This is a genomic window from Peribacillus sp. AS_2 (assembly GCF_026891895.1).
GTDB classification, from domain to species: domain Bacteria; phylum Bacillota; class Bacilli; order Bacillales; family DSM-1321; genus Peribacillus; species Peribacillus frigoritolerans.
In genome coordinates this window covers 459,695-478,904 of the sequence record NZ_JAPTGA010000003.1, presented here as the reverse complement: position 1 = coordinate 478,904, position 19,210 = coordinate 459,695, and the positions used below count along the sequence as shown (strand labels likewise).

19 protein-coding genes and 1 pseudogene are annotated in these 19,210 nt (G+C 41.6%); 8 read left to right on the top strand and 12 right to left on the bottom strand.

Annotated features, from left to right (window positions below; genetic code table 11):
• Positions 1-425: 425 nt before the first annotated feature.
• The 7 genes from argF to argC form a co-directional block, all read right to left on the bottom strand.
• Positions 426-1,385: an ornithine carbamoyltransferase gene (argF, locus tag OTG27_RS07830; RefSeq protein WP_268590599.1), complete on the bottom strand. Its 960-nt coding sequence runs from the start codon at positions 1,383-1,385 to the stop codon at positions 426-428.
• Positions 1,382-4,501 (bottom strand): carbamoyl-phosphate synthase (glutamine-hydrolyzing) large subunit, encoded by a 3,120-nt coding sequence (locus OTG27_RS07825; RefSeq protein ID WP_268936657.1) that lies wholly within the window; start codon positions 4,499-4,501, stop codon positions 1,382-1,384. Before OTG27_RS07825 ends, argF begins: the two co-directional genes overlap by 4 nt.
• Positions 4,494-5,576, bottom strand: coding sequence for a carbamoyl phosphate synthase small subunit (locus OTG27_RS07820; protein WP_191929125.1), 1,083 nt, complete (start codon positions 5,574-5,576; stop codon positions 4,494-4,496). Before OTG27_RS07820 ends, OTG27_RS07825 begins: the two co-directional genes overlap by 8 nt.
• Positions 5,577-5,657: 81 nt before the next feature.
• Positions 5,658-6,809, bottom strand: a complete 1,152-nt coding sequence (locus OTG27_RS07815; RefSeq protein WP_268936656.1) for an acetylornithine transaminase — start codon at positions 6,807-6,809, stop codon at positions 5,658-5,660.
• On the bottom strand, positions 6,806-7,579 hold the full coding sequence (gene argB, locus OTG27_RS07810) for an acetylglutamate kinase (protein ID WP_268936655.1): 774 nt from the start codon (positions 7,577-7,579) through the stop codon (positions 6,806-6,808). The genes OTG27_RS07815 and argB overlap by 4 nt, the downstream gene beginning before the upstream one ends.
• A gap of 12 nt (positions 7,580-7,591) precedes the next feature.
• Complete coding sequence (gene argJ, locus OTG27_RS07805; RefSeq protein WP_268936654.1) at positions 7,592-8,824, bottom strand: bifunctional ornithine acetyltransferase/N-acetylglutamate synthase; 1,233 nt, start codon at positions 8,822-8,824, stop codon at positions 7,592-7,594.
• A gap of 16 nt (positions 8,825-8,840) precedes the next feature.
• On the bottom strand, positions 8,841-9,878 hold the full coding sequence (argC, locus tag OTG27_RS07800; protein WP_268936653.1) for an N-acetyl-gamma-glutamyl-phosphate reductase: 1,038 nt from the start codon (positions 9,876-9,878) through the stop codon (positions 8,841-8,843).
• A gap of 234 nt (positions 9,879-10,112) precedes the next feature.
• Here argC and OTG27_RS07795 point away from each other — a divergent pair, with 234 nt between their 5' ends.
• Complete coding sequence (locus OTG27_RS07795; RefSeq protein ID WP_063577074.1) at positions 10,113-10,802, top strand: Crp/Fnr family transcriptional regulator; 690 nt, start codon at positions 10,113-10,115, stop codon at positions 10,800-10,802.
• A gap of 239 nt (positions 10,803-11,041) precedes the next feature.
• On the opposite strand, the gene moaA is transcribed toward OTG27_RS07795, so the two are convergent.
• The 3 genes from moaA to OTG27_RS07780 all read right to left on the bottom strand — a co-directional run bounded on the left by moaA (position 11,042) and on the right by OTG27_RS07780 (position 13,348).
• The gene (gene moaA / locus OTG27_RS07790; RefSeq protein ID WP_063577075.1) at positions 11,042-12,055 is read right to left on the bottom strand and encodes a GTP 3',8-cyclase MoaA; all 1,014 of its coding nucleotides are present in this window, start codon (positions 12,053-12,055) and stop codon (positions 11,042-11,044) included.
• Positions 12,056-12,162: 107 nt separating this feature from the next.
• Positions 12,163-12,471: a metal-sulfur cluster assembly factor gene (locus OTG27_RS07785; RefSeq protein WP_034314562.1), complete on the bottom strand. Its 309-nt coding sequence runs from the start codon at positions 12,469-12,471 to the stop codon at positions 12,163-12,165.
• An 88-nt stretch (positions 12,472-12,559) separates the two neighbouring features.
• Entirely contained in the window at positions 12,560-13,348 is a 789-nt protein-coding gene (locus OTG27_RS07780; RefSeq protein WP_057275842.1) for an alpha/beta fold hydrolase, read from the bottom strand.
• Between the two features lie 216 nt (positions 13,349-13,564).
• Here OTG27_RS07780 and OTG27_RS07775 point away from each other — a divergent pair, with 216 nt between their 5' ends.
• The 3 genes from OTG27_RS07775 (at position 13,565) to OTG27_RS07765 (ending at position 14,884) form a co-directional block, all read left to right on the top strand.
• Complete coding sequence (locus OTG27_RS07775; protein ID WP_268936652.1) at positions 13,565-14,380, top strand: Cof-type HAD-IIB family hydrolase; 816 nt, start codon at positions 13,565-13,567, stop codon at positions 14,378-14,380.
• Between the two features lie 103 nt (positions 14,381-14,483).
• A complete protein-coding gene (locus OTG27_RS07770; RefSeq protein WP_164468789.1) occupies positions 14,484-14,636 on the top strand; it encodes a hypothetical protein in 153 nt (50 codons plus the stop codon).
• On the top strand, positions 14,636-14,884 hold the full coding sequence (locus OTG27_RS07765; RefSeq protein WP_057275840.1) for a DUF3813 domain-containing protein: 249 nt from the start codon (positions 14,636-14,638) through the stop codon (positions 14,882-14,884). Before OTG27_RS07770 ends, OTG27_RS07765 begins: the two co-directional genes overlap by 1 nt.
• Positions 14,885-14,933: 49 nt before the next feature.
• Here the strand turns inward: OTG27_RS07765 and OTG27_RS07760 are convergent.
• Both OTG27_RS07760 and OTG27_RS07755 read right to left on the bottom strand, forming a co-directional pair.
• Positions 14,934-15,182: pseudogene (locus OTG27_RS07760) on the bottom strand (KGG domain-containing protein); the annotation flags it as partial.
• 136 nt (positions 15,183-15,318) lie between these two features.
• On the bottom strand, positions 15,319-16,161 hold the full coding sequence (locus OTG27_RS07755; protein WP_034314573.1) for a YitT family protein: 843 nt from the start codon (positions 16,159-16,161) through the stop codon (positions 15,319-15,321).
• Between the two features lie 156 nt (positions 16,162-16,317).
• Between OTG27_RS07755 and OTG27_RS07750 the strand changes: the two genes are divergently transcribed.
• The 4 genes from OTG27_RS07750 to OTG27_RS07735 all read left to right on the top strand — a co-directional run bounded on the left by OTG27_RS07750 (position 16,318) and on the right by OTG27_RS07735 (position 19,084).
• Entirely contained in the window at positions 16,318-17,184 is an 867-nt protein-coding gene (locus tag OTG27_RS07750) for a DegV family protein (RefSeq protein WP_063577078.1), read from the top strand.
• 68 nt (positions 17,185-17,252) lie between these two features.
• The gene (locus OTG27_RS07745) at positions 17,253-17,384 is read left to right on the top strand and encodes a DUF3941 domain-containing protein (protein ID WP_082196697.1); all 132 of its coding nucleotides are present in this window, start codon (positions 17,253-17,255) and stop codon (positions 17,382-17,384) included.
• Between the two features lie 104 nt (positions 17,385-17,488).
• On the top strand, positions 17,489-17,980 hold the full coding sequence (locus OTG27_RS07740) for a YajQ family cyclic di-GMP-binding protein (protein ID WP_034314577.1): 492 nt from the start codon (positions 17,489-17,491) through the stop codon (positions 17,978-17,980).
• A 228-nt stretch (positions 17,981-18,208) separates the two neighbouring features.
• Positions 18,209-19,084, top strand: a complete 876-nt coding sequence (locus OTG27_RS07735; RefSeq protein ID WP_372464620.1) for an SDR family oxidoreductase — start codon at positions 18,209-18,211, stop codon at positions 19,082-19,084.
• Positions 19,085-19,210: the final 126 nt, after the last annotated feature.

Below are 19,210 nucleotides of genomic sequence, written 5' to 3'. Positions count from 1 at the left end.
TCCGCCCTCGGCGCCATTGCGACTGCGGGGTCTCGCTTGGACGCGCTTTTCCCGCAGGAATCTCGAACACCAGCTATTAGAGCCTTTTACCTGCAGTCTTTTTTGTTTTAATATAGTGGATTAAAACTCGAGGTATAGGGATGCTTTTCTAACCATGGTTCTATTTAGCGAGATCAATTTGAAATGATTACTTCAGATCAACTGGTACCATAGAACCATTTGTTTCGTAAAATGAAGGCAACAATTAGTGTCTTTTTCATTTAAACTTGATCGAGATATGTTTTAGAGGTAGGGTTCCCAAGTATTTATCCAGTTATTATTCTCTAACTGATACAAATAAAATCAAAAAGGTTTCGGAATGAGACCATTCCGAAACCTTTTTTTCTACAAACTGAGTGACTGCTCTCTGAAGTAAGCTTTTTTGGTTAAGACATTAAGTCCACCAGGACCGCCTTTTGGGCATGAAGGCGATTTCCGGCTTGGTGGAAAACGACGGAATTAGGACCATCGATGACTTCAGCCGTAACCTCTTCCTCCCGATGTGCAGGCAGGCAATGCATGAATAAATAATCTTCTTTAGCAAGTTTTACTAGCTCACCATTAATTTGATAATCTTTAAAAGCTTCTAAGCGGATACCATTCTCGATTTCCTGCCCCATGGAAGTCCAAACATCCGAATAGACGATATCCGCATCTTTTATGGCCTCCGAAGCTGAGGTTGTCACCAAAATTTCACTGCCAGTCTCTTCTGCCACTTTTTTAGCATAGGCGACGACCTTTTCATCAGGTTTGTAGGCGTCAGGACACCCAATGGAAAAATCCATTCCCATTTTTGCACAGCCTACCATCAATGAATTCGCAACATTATTGCCATCACCGATATAACTCATCTTCAAGCCTTTTAACAGCCCTTTTATCTCGATGATTGTCAAGAAGTCTGCAAGTACCTGACAAGGATGGGCAAGATCTGTTAACCCATTGATGACTGGGATAGAAGCATTCTCTGACAATTCCAGGATTTTTTCATGCTCGAAGGTACGAATCATGATGCCATCAATGTATTCAGAAAGAACTTTTGCAGTATCGGAAATCGTTTCACCACGTCCAATTTGCAAGTCATTGCCACTTAGGAACAAAGCGTGCCCGCCAAGTTGCATCATGCCCACTTCAAAAGAAACACGGGTACGGGTAGACGATTTTTCAAATATCATCCCCAGCGTTTTCCCTTTTAAAGGCGTATATTCTTCACCTGCTTGCAATTTGCCTTTAATGGTCTGCGCTAGCTTTAACAAATCTGCAATTGCCGTTGGTGTGGACTCTTTCATGGTCAAAAAATCTTTTCCATTTAAAATCTTCGCTTGTGTCGGTGCCGTCATTGAACTCATACGTGTGACACTCCTTTCGAATATGGTATAAGCCATTCCTGAAGCGAGGTAACCCCTGGATCGGCATTCTCCACCGATTGCAGATAGGCCTTGAACGTCTCTTCTTCCGTAAAAGCAAGCAGTCGGTATTTCGCTGCAAGTAACCTTAGCTGCTTATCTTCCTCCGTTGTTCCATATGCCAAAACGACCGCCGCATTTCCTTCATTTAACCATTCATCAAAATCTGAATTCCCCAATGTCAAACCTGCTTCTTTGATTTGCACTAACAGGTCTTCACTTAATTGAACTGATTCTGATTGATAAACGCCTGTGGTATGATTAGCTTTTTGAGCATGGAACACTTTTGTCAACGCTTCATTTACCGTTTCCCCGATGGCGATTCCTTCACCTGTTGATTTCATTTCCGGACCTACCTTCGAATCAAGTCCGCTTAGTGCAAAAGTAGAGAATACGGGATATTTGACAACTGCATATGGAATTTCATCCATTAAGCCCGTTTTTTCGAAAGCATTCGACAATGAATATTTCCCAAGCAATATTTTTGTCGCTATTTGCACCAAAGCTACATCGGTCACTTTACTGATGATTGGAATTGTTCGGCTTGCACGAGGATTCACTTCCAATACATATACACTATTTCCTTCGATCACGAATTGGATGTTCATAAGACCTTTATAACCAAGTTCACTAACTAGTTTTTTAGCATAATGGGTCATTTTATCTTTAATATCATCCGTTAAGGATTGAGCTGGCAATAAGGCCATGCTATCTCCTGAATGGACGCCTGCTTTTTCTATATGTTCGGCAATGATGGGAATATAAACATCATTTCCATCAGCAATCAAATCGATTTCGGCTTCCTTCCCTGGAATATAGGAATCGATCAACACGGGATAGACTAGTGCCGTTCCATTAGCCATTCTATTCAACAAGCTTTCTTTAGAGCCGATGATTTCCATTCCCTGGCCGCCAATTACATAGGATGGGCGTAAGAGTACCGGAAAGCCGATGGCCTCTGCCCGGGAAATTAATTGTTCTTCTCCATTAGCCATTGAACCTGGTACATGGGGGATATCAAGTTTTTGAAGAAGCTGATAAAAACGATCACGATCTTCTAATTGATCAAGTGTATCGAAGGATGTCCCCAACAAATTGACACCGTATTCTTCAAGGCCTTTAGCAAGGTTTATCGCAGTCTGCCCGCCAAATTGGACGATAACATCTTTTATGTCTTCCGCTTCTATCACATTAAGAACATATTCAAGGGTCAACGGTTCGAAATAAAGGCGATCTGCTGTCGCAAAATCCGTGCTTACCGTTTCCGGATTATTATTGATCATGATCGTTTCAACATTTTCATCCTGGAGTGCATAAACACCGTGAACTGAACAGTAATCAAACTCTATTCCCTGTCCGATGCGGATCGGGCCGCTGCCAATCATCAAGACTTTCTTTTTATCCGTTTTTTGCTGTTCGTTCTCACCAAAATATGTTGAATAGTGATAGTTTGTATGTGATTCGAACTCGGCTGCACATGTATCAACCGTTTTGTAGACCGCCGTAACACTTAGTGATTTCCTGTGCGCTCTCACTTCCATCTCATTTACTTTCCATACGGAAGCAAGATAGCGGTCTGAAAAGCCCTTTTCCTTGTATGACTGAAGTTCTTCCCTTGTTACATGATCGATTGCCTTAGCTTCAATCTCCATTTCGCTTTGGACCAATGAAGCAAAGGATTTAAGGAAGAAATAATCTATGGCTGTCGCTTCATGAATTTCTTCAATCGTCACGCCTTTTCTGAGCATTTCAAAAATGACAAAGATTCGTTCATCCGATTTTTCGGCAAGCTTTCCCCAAAGTTCAGGAACGGTTTTACTTTTCAGTGATGATAGCTGCAGCCCAATCGTTTTCAATTCCAAAGAATCGACGGCCTTTTGGACTCCCCCCTCAAAGCTGCGGTGTAAAGCCATGACTTCACCAGTTGCCTTCATCTGTGTTCCCAATTTGCGGTCGGCGGTCGTGAATTTATCGAATGGCCACCTCGGGAACTTCACCGCTACATAGTCAAGCGCAGGTTCGAAGCTTGAATATGTGCTTTTCGTTACAGGATTGATGAGCTCCGATAAATCGTAGCCGACAGCGAGCTTTGCCGCTATGCGGGCTATGGGATAACCTGTTGCTTTTGAGGCTAGTGCCGATGAACGGCTGACGCGCGGGTTCACTTCTATTAAATAATATTGCTTGCTATTCGGATCAAGTGCAAATTGAATGTTACATCCGCCTATGATCCCTAAAGCAGAGATGATTTTAATGGATGCGGCACGCAGCATCTGAAACTCATCGTCCGATAAAGTCTGTGATGGTGCCACGACGATCGAATCACCTGTATGGATCCCTACCGGATCGATATTTTCCATATTACAGATAGTGATGCACGTATTGTTGCCATCTCGCATAACCTCATATTCGACTTCCTTAAATCCAGCTATGCTTCTTTCAATCAAGCATTGTGTAATTGGACTTTCTTGCAGTCCGCCCCGTACAAGTTCCTTAAAGGTTTCCGGTGAATCAGCAATACCGCCGCCAGTTCCGCCGAGTGTATAAGCGGGACGAACGATGATGGGGAAACCGATTTTGTCGGCAAAAGCCAGCGCTTCATCAAGAGTATGGACAATCGTACTGTCGGGAACGGGTTCACCTATTTCAAACATCAACTCACGGAACAGCTCACGATCCTCCCCTTTTTTGATGGAGTCGATCGGAGTTCCCAATAATTTGACCTTATATTTTTCAAGTATTCCAGCATCATCCAACTGATAAGCTAGGTTCAATCCTGTTTGACCGCCTAATGTAGCTAGCAGGCCATCCGGCTTTTCTTTGGAAATGATCTTTTCCAGTACATCAACCGTTAAAGGTTCGAAATAAACAGCATCCGCATTCATATCATCAGTCATGATCGTTGCCGGATTGTTATTGACCAGTATGACTTTATACCCTTCTTCCTTTAAAGCGAGGCAGGCCTGTGTACCTGCATAATCGAATTCGGCGGCCTGCCCGATGACAATCGGCCCCGAACCAATCACTAAAATGGTGTGTATCGTGTCGTCCTTAGGCATAAGCTTTTTCTCTCCCGCTATAATCATTTATCATTTGTAAAAAGTCTTTGAATAGTAATGAACTCTCGATAGGTCCTGGATTTGCCTCTGGGTGGTACTGGGTAGTGAAGATTGGCAAGTCTTCATGCATGAGTCCCTCAACCGTGTTATCATTCACGTTTCTGAATCTCACTTGAAGCGATGTTCCTTGCAAGCTCGGTTCATCAACCTCATAACTATGATTCTGCGAACTCATATACACCTGTTTCGTTTTCAAATCGACCACGGGCTGATTCGCACCACGATGTCCAAACAGCATTTTTTTTGTATTTCCACCTAAGGCAAGGGCCGTTAATTGATGACCGAGGCAGATGCCCATCGTTGGAAAACTCGTAATGATCTTTTTTATGTTTCCTAAAAGGTATTCAAGCTGTTTTGGATCCCCAGGCCCATTTGAAAGCAAAATACCATCTGGCTTCAAGTCCTTGATTTGCTCGAATTCCGTATCGAATGGTACGACAGAGACTCGGCAGCCTTGGGCGACCAATGAATCCAAGATTGATTTTTTATAACCGAAATCGATCATCACAACGTGCTTGCCGCCTTCACCAAATTTCTCGACAACCTTTGTGGATACCTCAGCTACATGTGCTGATAAACCATTCAGGCTGGGTACGACAGTGTATTTTTCATCAGCTGTGATGACTGCCTGCATGGAACCTTCCTGTCTTATATTCTTAACGACCGCTCTTGTGTCCACATGGCTTAAAAGAGGAATGTTCCATTTGTCTAAATATTCACCAATTGAATATTTAGCCTGATAATGGGAATGGCTCATATTTCCTTCATATACAATCACACCGGCAACATGCGGCTTTTTACTTTCAAAATCATGTTCATTGATTCCGTAATTTCCGATTAGTGGGTATGTGAAGATGACAATTTGGTCCTTATATGAAGGATCTGTCAACACTTCTTGATATCCGGTCATTCCTGTAAAAAAGACAATCTCTCCAGCGATTGTTTTTTCAGTCGATGTAGTCAGCAGTTCCCCTTCAAAGACGGAACCATTCTCTAAATGTAGATAGCTTTTCATGATTTTCACCTCTTTAGATGATGTATATTTATATATACAATAGCATAATTATTCATTTTATTCTATAAAAATTCAATTAATTTAGACAGTTTGTTTTATTGCCAATACTTTTCTAATTTTATTTATCGCCGTATCGATCTCCGATTCGGAAACAGTCAGGGATGGAAGTAAACGAAGTACTTTAGGACCTGCACTCAATACAAGTAAGCCCTCTTCTTGCAATTCCATTAAAAACACCTGAACATCTTGTTTACATTCAATTCCGACCATCATTCCCAGACCGCGAATCTCTTTCACTTCTTCGATGCCTTTCAATGCTTTTGCCAATTCGCTCTCAAGGTATTCCGCCTTTTTAACGGTTTCTTTTAAAAACCCTGATTGGAAAATTTCCTTTAATACAGCTTCGGCTGCTGAGACACTAACTGGATTCCCTCCAAAAGTGGATCCATGACTTCCAGGGTCAAAGAATACAGACAACTCTTCCTTCCCAATCATCGCCCCGATTGGCAGGCCATTTCCCAACCCCTTTGCCGAAGTGATGATGTCCGGCAGGATATTGAAATGCTGGAATGCAAATGGCTTTCCTGTACGTCCTATCCCAGTCTGAATTTCATCTATGATAAGGAGAGCTCCGTGTTCTTGGCATTTAGTTTGAATCGCGTCCAGATATGATTGCTGTACAACATGGATGCCGCCTTCTCCTTGAACGATTTCAATCATTACAGCTGCCGTATTTTCATCGATGGCCGCTTTCATGGCATCTTGATCATTAAATGGGACATATTCGAACGAAGCTAGCATCGGTCCGAAACCAGTCTTGATTTTTTCCTGTCCCGTTGCAGCCATCGTTGCAAACGTACGGCCATGGAAAGACTGCTGACACGTGACAATCTTGCTTTTCCCGGTAGCTTTACGTGCTAGTTTGATGGCTGCCTCATTCGCCTCGGCACCGCTGTTGGCAAAGAACACCTGACTTAAACCAGAGGCATCAGCCAGCATTTTTGCTGTCCGTTCCTGTATGGAACTTTGAAACATGTTCGATACATGCCAATATTTATTAAGTTGTTCCGTCACGGCCATTTTTACCAACTCATGGCAATGTCCAAGATTCAAAACCCCGATTCCGGATGTGAAATCCAGATATTCTTTACCTGTTTCACTCGTAATCTTCAATCCTGACGCTTTTCTTGGCTCAATGTCCCACCTAGCGTATGTAGGAAATAAAAAACTCATTGAAATACCCCTTCTTCCTGAAGAAATTTTGTACCGATGAATTGTCCGCCTTGATAAAAATGATCTTTCCCACTAACGATCATCACTTCTTCAATCCCTTTATTCAGCACCGACAAGGCTGTATTGACTTTCGGGATCATTCCGCCATGGATACTTCCATCCATGATCAAATTCTTCGTTTCCGTTTCATTCAATTTCTCAATGATCTGCCCATTCTTCAAGACCCCTTGAACATCGGTCACAAATAAACACATGTCAGCCGATAGTGCCTTAGCTACAGACCCGGCAGCCATATCGGCATTCACATTTAGTTTATTGCCCTCTTCGGTAGATGAGATGGGCGTCAATACCGGACAATAGCCTTTTTCGAATAAAAGTCCAAATAATTCCGTATTGACTTGTTGTATTTCACCAACAGCCCCAAGTTTCTGTTCATCGATATAATCACCTGTGAGAATTCCGCCGTCCGAGCCATTTAAACCGACTGCCTTGATGCCATGGGCTTCCAATTTATGAACGAGGCTGCGGTTCGATTTTCCTGCCAGCATAAGTTCCACAATTCCCAGCACTTCTGTGGTCGTTTTTCTTAACCCATCTTCAAATACTGGTTCAATTTCAAACTTTTCAAGCATTGAATTTATATCAGGGCCGCCCCCATGCACAAAGACAATATGGTATCCGCGGTTTTGTAACTCTTTAATACTATTGAAAAACGACTCCGATAACTCATTGATGATGCTGCCGCCGCACTTTATGACTAATATGTTCATACTTTTCACCTCTTACGAACGATAGCTTCCGTTTATTTTCACATAATCATAGGTTAAATCGCAGCCCCATGCCGTGCCTGATTCATTACCATCTTTCAAATAAACATGAATGATGATACTTTCATTTTCCAAGTATGCTTTGGCTTCTTCCTCAGAAAACATAATCGGCTCACCGTCTTTAAGTACGACGATATCACCAAAAACGATTGTTGTTTGATCCGGATTGAATCCCACTCCGCTTCTTCCCATTGCAGCTATGATTCGTCCCCAGTTTGCATCCGCTCCAAAAGCTGCAGTTTTCACAAGATTTGAACCGACGATCGTCTTCGCCATCATCTGTGAATCTTGTTTCGTATGCATGCCATGAACATTCACTTCTATCAGTTTAGTCGCACCTTCTCCGTCTTTCGCAATTTGTTTGGCGAGGTTTTCGGAAGTTTGTTTTAATAATTCCAGGAAGATGGACCATTCTGGATGGTCAGGTGTCAAAGGTTCATTGTTCGCTTCTCCATTCGCGAGCACTAACACCATGTCGTTCGTTGAACAGTCGCCATCAACCGTGATTTGATTGAATGTATCATTGGTAATCGAGGATAATGCTTGCTGTAAATCATGTGGTTCAATGACGGCATCCGTCGTAATGAAACCTAGCATTGTGGCCATGTTCGGATGAATCATTCCCGAACCCTTGGCAGCACCGCCCATTTTCACGGTTTTACCGTCGATGATTGTTTCATAACCACAACTCTTCGTTACAATATCCGTTGTTAAAATGGCGGTACCGAAAGCTTCAGCAGCTTCAGGTGTATTTTCTGGCTGCAATGCCTCTATGCCGTTTCTTACTTTCTCCATTTCCATGAATTCCCCTATGACTCCCGTTGAAGCCACTGCAAATGAATGGTCCTCCAAACCGAACTTTTGAGCCGCAAGCTTCCTCATTTCATTTGCATCTTTTAAACCTTGTTCACCTGTACAAGCATTCGCACAAGCACTATTCACTACAATGCCGTGAAGTTTTCCAGTAACGGCAATACTGTCTTTCGTTACATTGATTGGAGCGGCTTGAACGACATTTTGTGTATAAACGGCCGCGGCTGATGCTGGGACATCGGTAAAAATGATGCCAACGTCCTTTTTAGAATAGCGTAATCCTGCATGGACACCTGACGCTTTGAACCCTTGGGGCATTAAAATGTTTCCTTCTTTAATTTGTTTGATTTCTTCAACTGGCTGTAGTGTATTCATTGGTTCCCTCCATAGTTTACGGATATAACGGACTGTTCCATAGTCCTGCCGTTTCTTCTAGTCCCATTAATATATTTGCATTTTGAATGGCCTGCCCTGCGGCACCCTTCACTAAATTATCAATAACCGAAACCACCGTTACCTTACCTGTTCTTTCATCATAATCGACGCCAATGTCGCAAAAGTTCGATCCGTATACTTGTTTCGTGGATGGAAAGCGATCAAGGGGCTGTACTCGGACAAATGGGTGTCTCTCGTAAACCGTTTCGTACAAATCCTTTAATTCAACATTTGAGGTTTCCCGATTTACCTTTATATACATCGTTGCCATAATCCCTCTTGTCATTGGGACAAGATGGGTATTGAAGGAAATGGGCTGTAAACCTGATGACCATCGCCCAAGCTGTTGCTCGATTTCCGGTATGTGTTGATGTTGATTCACCTTATATATCTTAAAGTTCTCATTCATTTCACTAAAATGGGTGACTGCGGAAGGTGATTTACCCGCCCCTGAAACCCCGGATTTTGCATCGATGATCACATCGGCATCCGCACCGGCCAATCCTTCAGTGAATAAAGGGGCAAGACCTAATAGTGATGCGGTTGGGTAACACCCAGGATTTGCAATGATCGTCGCTTTTTTTATAGCTCCGGCATTCCATTCAGCCAATCCGTATACAGCTTCTTCAATAATATGCTGAGGCGCTGCCGGCTTTTTATACCAGTTTTCGTATTCACCTGGAGTTTGAAGCCTAAGGTCTCCTGATAGGTCGATCACTTTAATATCGAGGTCAGAAAATTCCGAAATCAATTGCGATGAAACGCCCGAAGGAGTTGCAAGAAATACAATATCGGATTTTTTTGCAATCGCTTCCGGGTCAATTTCTTCTAATGTATCTTTCATATGCATTAAATGTGCATTTTCTTCATATAAATTTCGACCAAATTGGGATGAAGTATGCAATGATTTTATTTTAAATTGCGGATGATTATTCAAAAACCTTATTAGTTCCATTCCTCCATAACCCGTTGCACCTACTATTGATACGTTCATAAAACCATCTCCTATAATTTCAGGTCCCTCTGTCAATCTTTGATTCTATTATTATAAGACTGAATAAAAATAAAATCAAATGTATTTTTATAAAATTATAAACATGAATTTTAAATGAAATATTATCCAACAAAATTACTAGAATTATCCAAAGCTGTTGACTACTAGGGTTTTTTCCGTTTAAATCAAAGGTAGTAATTGAGTAATGACGGTTTCTGAAAGGTGGTCATATGCATGAATGAATTATCGTTATCCAATCGGATGCAAGCAATTTTAGATAATAAACAACAAATTAAACATATGGAAAAAGGGCGCTACCTTTTTCATGAGAGCACCCCAGCAAGTGATTTGTATTACATTATAAATGGGAAAGTAGAAGTGAGTAAGGTTGTCCCAGACGGTCGGGAATTAACTATACGCATTAGTTCGGAGAATGATTTGGTTGGGGAGACAGTCTTATTTTCTCAAAATCCTAAATATATGATGAATGCAAAAATGATGGAAGATGGTACTGTCGCGGTTATTTCCAAAGAAGCATTAGAAGAAAAAATCGCCGCCGATAGCCATCTCGCAGTCGAGATGATGACATGGTTATCCGCTCAAAACCGTAAAAATCAGGCTAAATTCCGCGATATGCTCCTGCACGGTAAGAAAGGTGCATTTTACTCCACCCTCATCCGTTTATCAAATAGCTATGGCACTGAAGCGGAAGACGGCAAAGTTATCAATCTTCCCTTTACAAACCAAGAACTCGCCAATTTTTGCGGCACATCCCGCGAAGTAGTCAATCGAATGCTCGCTCAATTAAGGAAAAATAATGTCATCTCCATTAAAAAGGGCCGCATTACGATTCTTGACTTTGACTATTTGAAACAGGAAATCGACTGTGAAAACTGTCCAATAGAAATCTGTACAATCGATTGAATCCTTTTCCATAAAAAGCAGCAATACATAAAGCCTTAATGATCTTAATAATGAATGGAGTTTATTTCAGACTAATCCAACCCTAGGACCATTGAATCATTTTCATTACCTGTATCCTAAATAAAAATGCATAAAAAAAGTATAAACATGGATTTCGCCATTGACCGGCATCAGGTCCTGACAACTATACAAAAAAGGGATGGCATAGCTGCCATCCCTTAATTTTTCATTCGGACGGATTATCCGCCAATGAATGACATTTCGATTTTTTCCTGTTTCTTCACCGTTCCCGCTGCACGCTCATCCGAATAGCGGTCGTCCCTACGGTTCCAAAGTGAAATGATGAACCCTGTTAATTCTTCATCGGTCATGTTTGAACGGAGCAATGACTTCAAGTCATGTCCCTTTCCATTGAACAGGCATGTATATAAACTTCCATTAGCAGAAAGACGTGCACGTGTACAACTTGAACAAAAAGACTCGGAAACCGAGGTAATGAAGCCTACTTCTGCAGTAGTGCCCTTATAGCGGAAGCGTTTTGCGACCTCTCCAAAATAATCTTCTTCAACCGGTTCGAGATCGAATTCGGTTTGGAGCATTGCAAGCAGTTCTTTTTTCGTAATGACATTCTTTAACTGCCAGCCATTTGTATGTCCGACATCCATGAATTCTATATAGCGTAATTGAAGGCCCTCATCTTTACAAAATCGGGCCATCGGCAGGATTTGAGATTCATTGGTTTCTTTTTTGACTACCATATTCACTTTAACGCCAAGCCCTGCTTCTTTAGCAGCAGCGATGCCTTCAATTACGGGCTTTATGCCGATATCCCTGCCGTTCATCTTCTTGAAAAGATCGTCATCGAGGCTGTCCAAGCTGATATTCACCCTCTGCAAACCAGCTTCCTTCAAATTTACGGCATGTTTTTTCAAGAAGACCCCATTCGTGGTCAGTCCAATATCTTCAATACCTTCAATTTTAACGAGATTTGAAATCAGAGTGGTAAGATCTCTTCGGAGTAATGGTTCCCCGCCAGTCAACCTTAGTTTTTTTACCCCTAAGCCTGCGAAGATTTTAGAAAGCCTTACAATTTCCTCATAAGATAATAGCTCACTTTTAGGCAGGAACTGAAAATTCTCGTGAAAAATTTCAGCAGGCATGCAATACTGGCAGCGAAAGTTACAGCGATCTATGACTGAAATCCTTAAATCCCTTAGTGGCCTGTCCAATGAATCTTTAATTTGACTGTTCAATTAACCACTCCTAGCCGAAAGTATTAGAAAAAAACCAGACCATAAAAAGTGGCTCCTTGAATGGGTTCACTTTTTTTGACTGGCTTTTCATTTCTATTACATAGTTATTATTTTATACCTAATGCAATTTTAGCATATCTGGACATTTTGTCTTTCGTCCATGGCGGACTCCAGACTATCTTCACGTCCGTTTCCTTGACCTCGGGGATATCTTCCAGAACCAATTTAACTTGATCGACGATCGTCCCAGCCATCGGACAGCCCATTGCTGTCAATGTCATCGTAACGGTGGTCAGACCTTCCTCATCCATATCCACATCATATACCAAGCCTAAATTAACGATATCTATACCAAGCTCAGGGTCAATGACCTGCTCCAAAGCTCCAAGAATAATGTCTTTTGTATCTTGATCCACTTCAATCACTCCTTTTATGGAAAATTTCTAGTTTGTCGCTTTCATCATTATGTCCGTATAAGCATCATAACAGATTTCGAGTGAGTACTTAAGCATTTTGCACAGCAGACAGTAAATGTTTCGCGAACCAGTCCGCTGTCTTAAGCACTCCTTCTCTGCTGACCTTATGTCCAGCCTTAGGGTCAAGGATAAAATCAATTTTTTCATCTGCCTTGCCATACCCTGCTTTGACCCCCTCATAAAAACGGTATGCATGCTGATAAGGTACAACCGGATCTTTGGCACCATGCCAAAAAAGAAGCGGTCGGTCGCAAAGCTTATCCTGATTTAGACTCAAATCAAATGGCTTGAGTTGTTGAATCACCTTCGCAACTTCCTCATCAGTAACTGGGAAATCAACTTTCCTTTTCTTAATCTCCTCCATTTGGAGCTCTGCATACGCGACATATGATGGGTTCCCCATTAAACTGACTCCGGCGGAAATCCATTCATATGCAGCAAGGGCCCCATTAGTAACTATTCCCCCCATTGAAGTACCTGCCACGCCAATTCTGTCGGGATCAATCAATTTTCGGGATAATAAATCATCCTTCAGCAAAGATAAATCCTGGATTGTTTGTAAAACCATTTCCCAAAAACGGGGCATCATTTGAGAATCACTTAAACCGGCTTCCCTTTCCCCATGATGAATCACATCGGGTAGAAGCACACGAAACCCCTTTTCAGCCAATAAATAAGCATAGTGGAGATTATGTTCTTTTGCACTTTGAAAACCATGTATAAAAATAATAAGCGGCAATTCCTGATTGAAAGTGGTTTGTTTCCCTAAGTGCAAGACGGGAATTTGTCCAATTCGTTCTTTTTCAATTATTATCAAGTTAACCCCTCCGAATAATTTGTTCCGGTCTTTTCAATCCATTATCAAAATGGAATTCATTACCTTTAAATTTGAGCTTCGCTTTAATTATCATCATCCTGAATATAGTAATATCATACAGGAATGCATAAAGAATGAAAAAGATTTACATTTACTTTAAAATAGGCTTAACAATATTTGCATATAATGAAATCAAAAAGAACAGAAGGTGTGTACATGACTGAGAAACATTTAATCGTATTGGATCTTGATGGCACTTTACTTACAGATAACAAAACAATTTCTTCAAGGACTAAAAAAACACTCCTAAAACTTAAAGAAGATGGACACGAGGTTATGATCGCCACCGGGCGCCCCTTTCGCTCAAGTGAACTTTATTACCGGGAACTGGGGCTGACTACACCAATCGTTAATTTCAATGGCGCTTTCGTCCATCACCCATTACATACAAGCTGGGGGGTATACCACTACCCACTGGATATTAATGTTGCGAAAGAAATTGTCGAAGCGTGTGATCAGTTTACATATCATAACATCATCGCTGAAGTCCGGGATGAAGTTTATGTCCATTATCATGATGAAAAGTTGATGAACATGTTCAATCTAGGAAATCCGATCATGAAGACAGGTGATTTACGCAATTACCTTCAGGATTCCCCAACTTCGATGCTGATTCACACAGATAGTGAATTCGTAGGGCAGATTCGCCAGCATCTATCCGATGTCCATGCAGAATTGGTCGATCACCGCCGCTGGGCAGAGCCTTTTCATATCATCGAAATAATAAAAAGCGGGTTAAGTAAAGCCGTGGGGCTAAAACGCGTATCCAACTATCTGGAAATTCCTCAAAACAGGATAATCGCTTTCGGTGATGAAGATAATGATTTGGAAATGCTCGAATATGCGGGAACCGGGGTGGCCATGGGAAATGCGATCTCACCAGTAAAAACGGTAGCAAATACGACGACATTGACGAATGAAGAAGATGGTATAGCCGTCTTCCTCGAAGAAAAATTCAATATGAAAGCCTAATTCGTCATTTTTTACCTTCATAATATTCAACTTTCAAGCCAAACTAATATGGACAACAGATCTATTCCGTTGTCGACAACGCTCAGAATCGGAGGAGATAAGAATGGGTAAAAGCAGTAAATCTAAACGATTTGTACAGCAGGGCAAAGAAAGTGTTGCCAGGCATGCCGAAAAAATCCCTTATCACACTACGTTTGAAGAGGCAGAAAAAGACAGGTTAAGAATTATGTCTGAACAAAGCTATGGTGGCTTCTAATGGGAAACAAATTATTTCAAAAGGCTAGGGAATTTGTTGAAGAAGCTCTTCACTCTGAGCATGACGGTGATCAGCATAAAACAGAGGAATTTGTTGAAGAAGCCCTCCACTCTGAGCATGATGGTGACCAGCATAAGACAGAGGAAATCGCTAAAAACGCTCTTTCATCAGCCTTTGCCAATACGAACGAGGCTGAAAAAGAACAATTGCGAGAACTCCAGCAAGAGCTGGAAAATCACTCTAAATAATGTGAAAGCCTCCAGGGATTCCTGGAGGCTTTTGCTTTGTTTTTCATCAATTGTTATTTCTTGCCTTACCGCCTTTTTCACCGATCTCTTTATAAAAATCTTTACCATGGGAGTCAGCAGTGGCTTCCCCGCCCTTTTGTCCAATTTCCTGATAGAATTCCTTATCATGATTATCCGAAGTGGCTTCTCCGCCCTTTTGCCCAATTTCCCGGTAAAAATCCTTGTCGTGATTTTTAGAAGTGGCTTCCCCGCCTTTACGGCCTGCTTCCTGCCTGCTCATTTTTTCGTCGTTAGCCATTTTAATCACTCCTTCATAAGATTTTAAATTGGCGCTACAATATAAGAATTAGCCGTTTTGTAGAGGCAATAAACTTATTACGCCGAAATACCTCCTTTTGTAATAGAAGTGTAATGGCCTTGATTTTTCATTAATATCATTCTCTGCGGAAAGTCCCAACAATTCCTGACGTTTCTATGATGTTTGTGAATGCGTGTGGATCCACTTCCTTGATGATCTTTTCAAGGTCATACAGTTCATACCTTGTAATGACAATCAATAACATTTCCTTAGTTTCGTTAGTGAATGCACCTTTTGCGGGAACCCTTGTAATTCCGCGGACCAATTTAGCATGGATTGCCTGTTTAAGCTCTTCGCTTTTCTTTGTAATGATCATTGCCGTAAGCTTTTCATGACGTGTATGTATCGCGTCCACGACACGGGTCGATGTATAAAGGGTAACAAGTGTATACAAAGCTTTTTCCGGTCCATAAACAGCACCTGCCGTTACAATGATCACGCCATTCAGCAGAAATAAATAAGTCCCTACAGGTTTATCCTTCTTCCGTGAAAGAAGCATGGCGATAATATCCATTCCGCCAGTCGATGCACCGTATTTCAAGGTGATCCCCACACCAACTGCAGCTATGACTCCGCCAAATACCGCATTCAATAATATGTCAGGTGACCAGCGTGTAATCGGGATGATTTCCATAAAGAAGGACATCAAGGCAACGCTGAGGAAACTATAAAAAGTGAAAGACTTTCCTACCTTTCTCCAAGCAATGATCGTTACTGGAATGTTCAATAAAAGCAAGAGAATACCTGTCGATACATTAATAGGAGCAAAAGATCCAATCATCCTCGATAGAAGCTGGGCCACTCCGGTAAATCCGCTTGCATATACGTTTGCCGGTATTAGAAAAAAGTTCATTGCGATGGCATTAAGCAATGCCCCGACCACAACTATGATAATTTTCTTCATTTCACCACTGTACATCCTAAAAACCTCCATTTCACCCTTATTCTATTATCTTTTTACCCTTAATTATTTATTCTATTTACGTAGAGATTGAATTTTTACCGTTACGTGCTACACTAAAAAGTAGAGTGACCACTCATTTTCTAAAAATTGTAAAAAGAAAGCAGGTGTATTATGGCTATCACAATTCTTGCAGATAGTGCATGTGATTTGCCGTTGTCTTTCTATAAGGAAAACAATGTTTCATTAATCCCTTTACAAGTCCATCTTGACGGGGAAACTTATGAAGATTTACTTACCATTAATTCTCACGAAGTCTATCAGGCGATGCTTGAAGGAAAAGCCCCGAAAACATCGCAAGCTTCTCCAGAATACTTTATAGAACTTTTCACACAGTTTGCCAAAGAGAAAAAACAAGGGATATATATCGCCTTTTCCTCCGAGTTATCAGGAACATATCAAACGGCAGTCATGATTCTTAATCAGGTGAAGGAAGAGTACCCTGACGTTGACATTGAAATCGTCAATACAAAATGCGCTTCGATGGGCGTCGGTTTAATTGTAAAGAAAGCAGCCGATCTGGCAGCAAACGGTGCCACTAAAGAAGAAATTCTGGCTGCCATAGAATTCCAAACCCGGCATATGGAGCATCTATTCACTGTAGACAACCTTGAATATCTGGCCCGTGGCGGCCGCATCTCCAAGACATCTGCCCTTGTTGGCGGTTTATTAAACATTAAACCGTTATTGCATGTTGAAGATGGGAAGCTTGTTCCGCTTGAAAAGATACGCGGCAAAAAGAAATTAATCAAACGTGTAATCGAATTAATGCACGAAAGAGGCAAAAACTTAACTACCCAAACGATTGCCATCAGTCATGGTGATGATGAAGCAACGGCCCTGGAATGGAAGGAAGCCATCCAAAATGAATTCGGGACAACCGACTTCATGATCCATACAATTGGCTCCGTCATCGGCGCGCATGCCGGCCCTGGCACAATTGCCCTCTTCTTCTTAAACGATACCCCTGAGAAATCATAAACATACATACTCCCTTCCATAATTGTGAACAATATATATTGATCAGATAATGGAAGGGAGTTTTCACTATGTCCAAAACAACCGATGACAATAAAAGGCCAAAAGATAACCAAGCGAGAAATGCTGAAAAAAATATCGCTTATCAGGAAAACCTTACTGCAGGTAAGCACTCCTATTCAAAGAAAACGGACCATAAATGAAGCGCGGGGCTTGTCCCCTCGCTTTTTTAATTATCGTTTAGATAGTTGTCTTCCTATCATACTTTCTCTATAATAAAGGAAATAAACCCTGCTGGAGGTAAGTGATGGCAAAGGAAAATTCATTTGATATTGTTTCGAAAGTAGACTTTTCAGAGGTAACGAATGCAGTTACCATGGCTATGAAGGAAATACAGACACGCTATGATTTTAAAGGGAGCATAAGCAGCATCACCATTGATAAAGAAGACTTGGTTTTGGTATCCGACGATGAATATAAGCTCGAACAGCTGAAGGATGTTCTCATCAGTAAACTCATTAAACGTGACGTACCCGTCAAGAACCTGGATTATGGAAAATTGGAAGGAGCTTCTGGCGGGACCGTTCGCCAACGGGCCAAGTTAATTCAAGGCATCGATAAGGAGCAAGCAAAAAAAATCAATACCATCATTAAAAATAGCGGCCTTAAAGTGAAAAGCCAGATCCAGGATGATCAAATCCGGGTTACCGGTAAGAACCGGGATGATTTACAAGGAATCATTTCCGCGATTCGGGGCGCTGATCTGTCCATTGATGTACAATTCTTAAATTACCGCTAATTATGATGGCCTCACCTGCTTTGGGTGGGCCTTTTTTCATTTGTTTCAACTGCCCCCATCAGCGCTCATTTCTTATGAATCGCCTTCATTGAACATGGAAAGACTAGTCATGTTCCCTTCAGTTAAAACACATAAACCGAATTTTTATGGGTATTTTTTCCATGTTTTCTTTTTCCTAAAAGAAGGAATAGAAAAAGCGTAGATCATTAAATGGGAGGCGTTTATATCTTGACTACTCAAAACCAAAATCAGAACAAACAAGGATTTCCACCACAACATCAGCAGCATCAACCTGGATTGGAAACAAAAATGGAACCGAACCCTGATTCAGTTAATGCTGCCTACAAAGGAAGCGGCAAATTAAAAGGTAAAACGGCAATCATAACGGGAGGGGACAGCGGAATCGGAAAATCAGTTGCCATTTACTACGCTAAAGAAGGAGCGAATGTGACAGTTGCATACTTGGATGAACACGAGGATGCCAAAGCGACAAAAGAATTGATCGAAAAAGAAGGCCAGAAATGTTTACTCATTTCCGGTGATATCGGTGATGAAGCCTTCTGCCAGGAAGTCGTCAAAAAAACGGTTGATGAATTTGGCGGTTTGGACATTCTAGTCAACAACGCCGGAGAACAGCATGTGCAGACAAGTATCCTGGACATTTCAGCTGAACAATTGGAAAAAACGTTCCGCACGAATATTTTCTCGATGTTCCACTTAACTAAAGCTGCATTGAAGCACCTGAAAAAAGGAAGCAGCATCATTAATACAACCTCTATCACAGCCTATCAGGGCAACCCAAAACTAATCGATTACTCTTCAACTAAAGGTGCAATACTTGCATTTACAAGAGCCCTGTCGAACTCCATTTCAAAAGATGGCATCAGAGTGAACGGTGTGGCTCCAGGCCCGATTTGGACACCGCTGATTCCTGCCTCATTCGGCGAAGAAGATGTTGCCAAATTCGGACAGGATACTCCAATGGGCCGTGCAGGTCAGCCTGAGGAATTGGCACCAGCCTATGTATATTTGGCAAGTGATGATTCATCCTATGTCAGCGGACAAGTCATCCATGTAAACGGCGGGACCGTTGTTAACGGATAAGGCCTTACCTTTTTTCCAAAAGCAGTGGATTTCATAAATTGAAATCCACTGCTTTTACTCTTTCAGGCAGGATATTTCCGGATAACGCGGAATATATATGACTGGGAAGGAGTGGAGTCATTTTTG

Excerpts from the sequence above, each read along its gene's own strand:
- argC (WP_268936653.1), bottom strand. The coding sequence starts at position 9,878 with ATGAACGTATCAATAGTAGGTGCAACGGGTTATGGAGGAATGGAACTA.
- OTG27_RS07770 (WP_164468789.1), top strand. The coding sequence starts at position 14,484 with ATGGGTAAAAGCAGTAAATCTAAACGATTTGTACAGCAGGGCAAAGAA.
- argF (WP_268590599.1), bottom strand. The coding sequence starts at position 1,385 with ATGAGTTCAATGACGGCACCGACACAAGCGAAGATTTTAAATGGAAAA.
- OTG27_RS07745 (WP_082196697.1), top strand. The coding sequence starts at position 17,253 with ATGTCCAAAACAACCGATGACAATAAAAGGCCAAAAGATAACCAAGCG.
- OTG27_RS07795 (WP_063577074.1), top strand. The coding sequence starts at position 10,113 with ATGAATGAATTATCGTTATCCAATCGGATGCAAGCAATTTTAGATAAT.
- OTG27_RS07765 (WP_057275840.1), top strand. The coding sequence starts at position 14,636 with ATGGGAAACAAATTATTTCAAAAGGCTAGGGAATTTGTTGAAGAAGCT.
- OTG27_RS07820 (WP_191929125.1), bottom strand. The coding sequence starts at position 5,576 with ATGAAAAGCTATCTACATTTAGAGAATGGTTCCGTCTTTGAAGGGGAA.
- OTG27_RS07825 (WP_268936657.1), bottom strand. The coding sequence starts at position 4,501 with ATGCCTAAGGACGACACGATACACACCATTTTAGTGATTGGTTCGGGG.
- OTG27_RS07750 (WP_063577078.1), top strand. The coding sequence starts at position 16,318 with ATGGCTATCACAATTCTTGCAGATAGTGCATGTGATTTGCCGTTGTCT.
- OTG27_RS07775 (WP_268936652.1), top strand. The coding sequence starts at position 13,565 with ATGACTGAGAAACATTTAATCGTATTGGATCTTGATGGCACTTTACTT.
- OTG27_RS07740 (WP_034314577.1), top strand. The coding sequence starts at position 17,489 with ATGGCAAAGGAAAATTCATTTGATATTGTTTCGAAAGTAGACTTTTCA.
- argB (WP_268936655.1), bottom strand. The coding sequence starts at position 7,579 with ATGAACATATTAGTCATAAAGTGCGGCGGCAGCATCATCAATGAGTTA.
- argJ (WP_268936654.1), bottom strand. The coding sequence starts at position 8,824 with ATGAATACACTACAGCCAGTTGAAGAAATCAAACAAATTAAAGAAGGA.
- OTG27_RS07815 (WP_268936656.1), bottom strand. The coding sequence starts at position 6,809 with ATGAGTTTTTTATTTCCTACATACGCTAGGTGGGACATTGAGCCAAGA.
- OTG27_RS07755 (WP_034314573.1), bottom strand. The coding sequence starts at position 16,161 with ATGTACAGTGGTGAAATGAAGAAAATTATCATAGTTGTGGTCGGGGCA.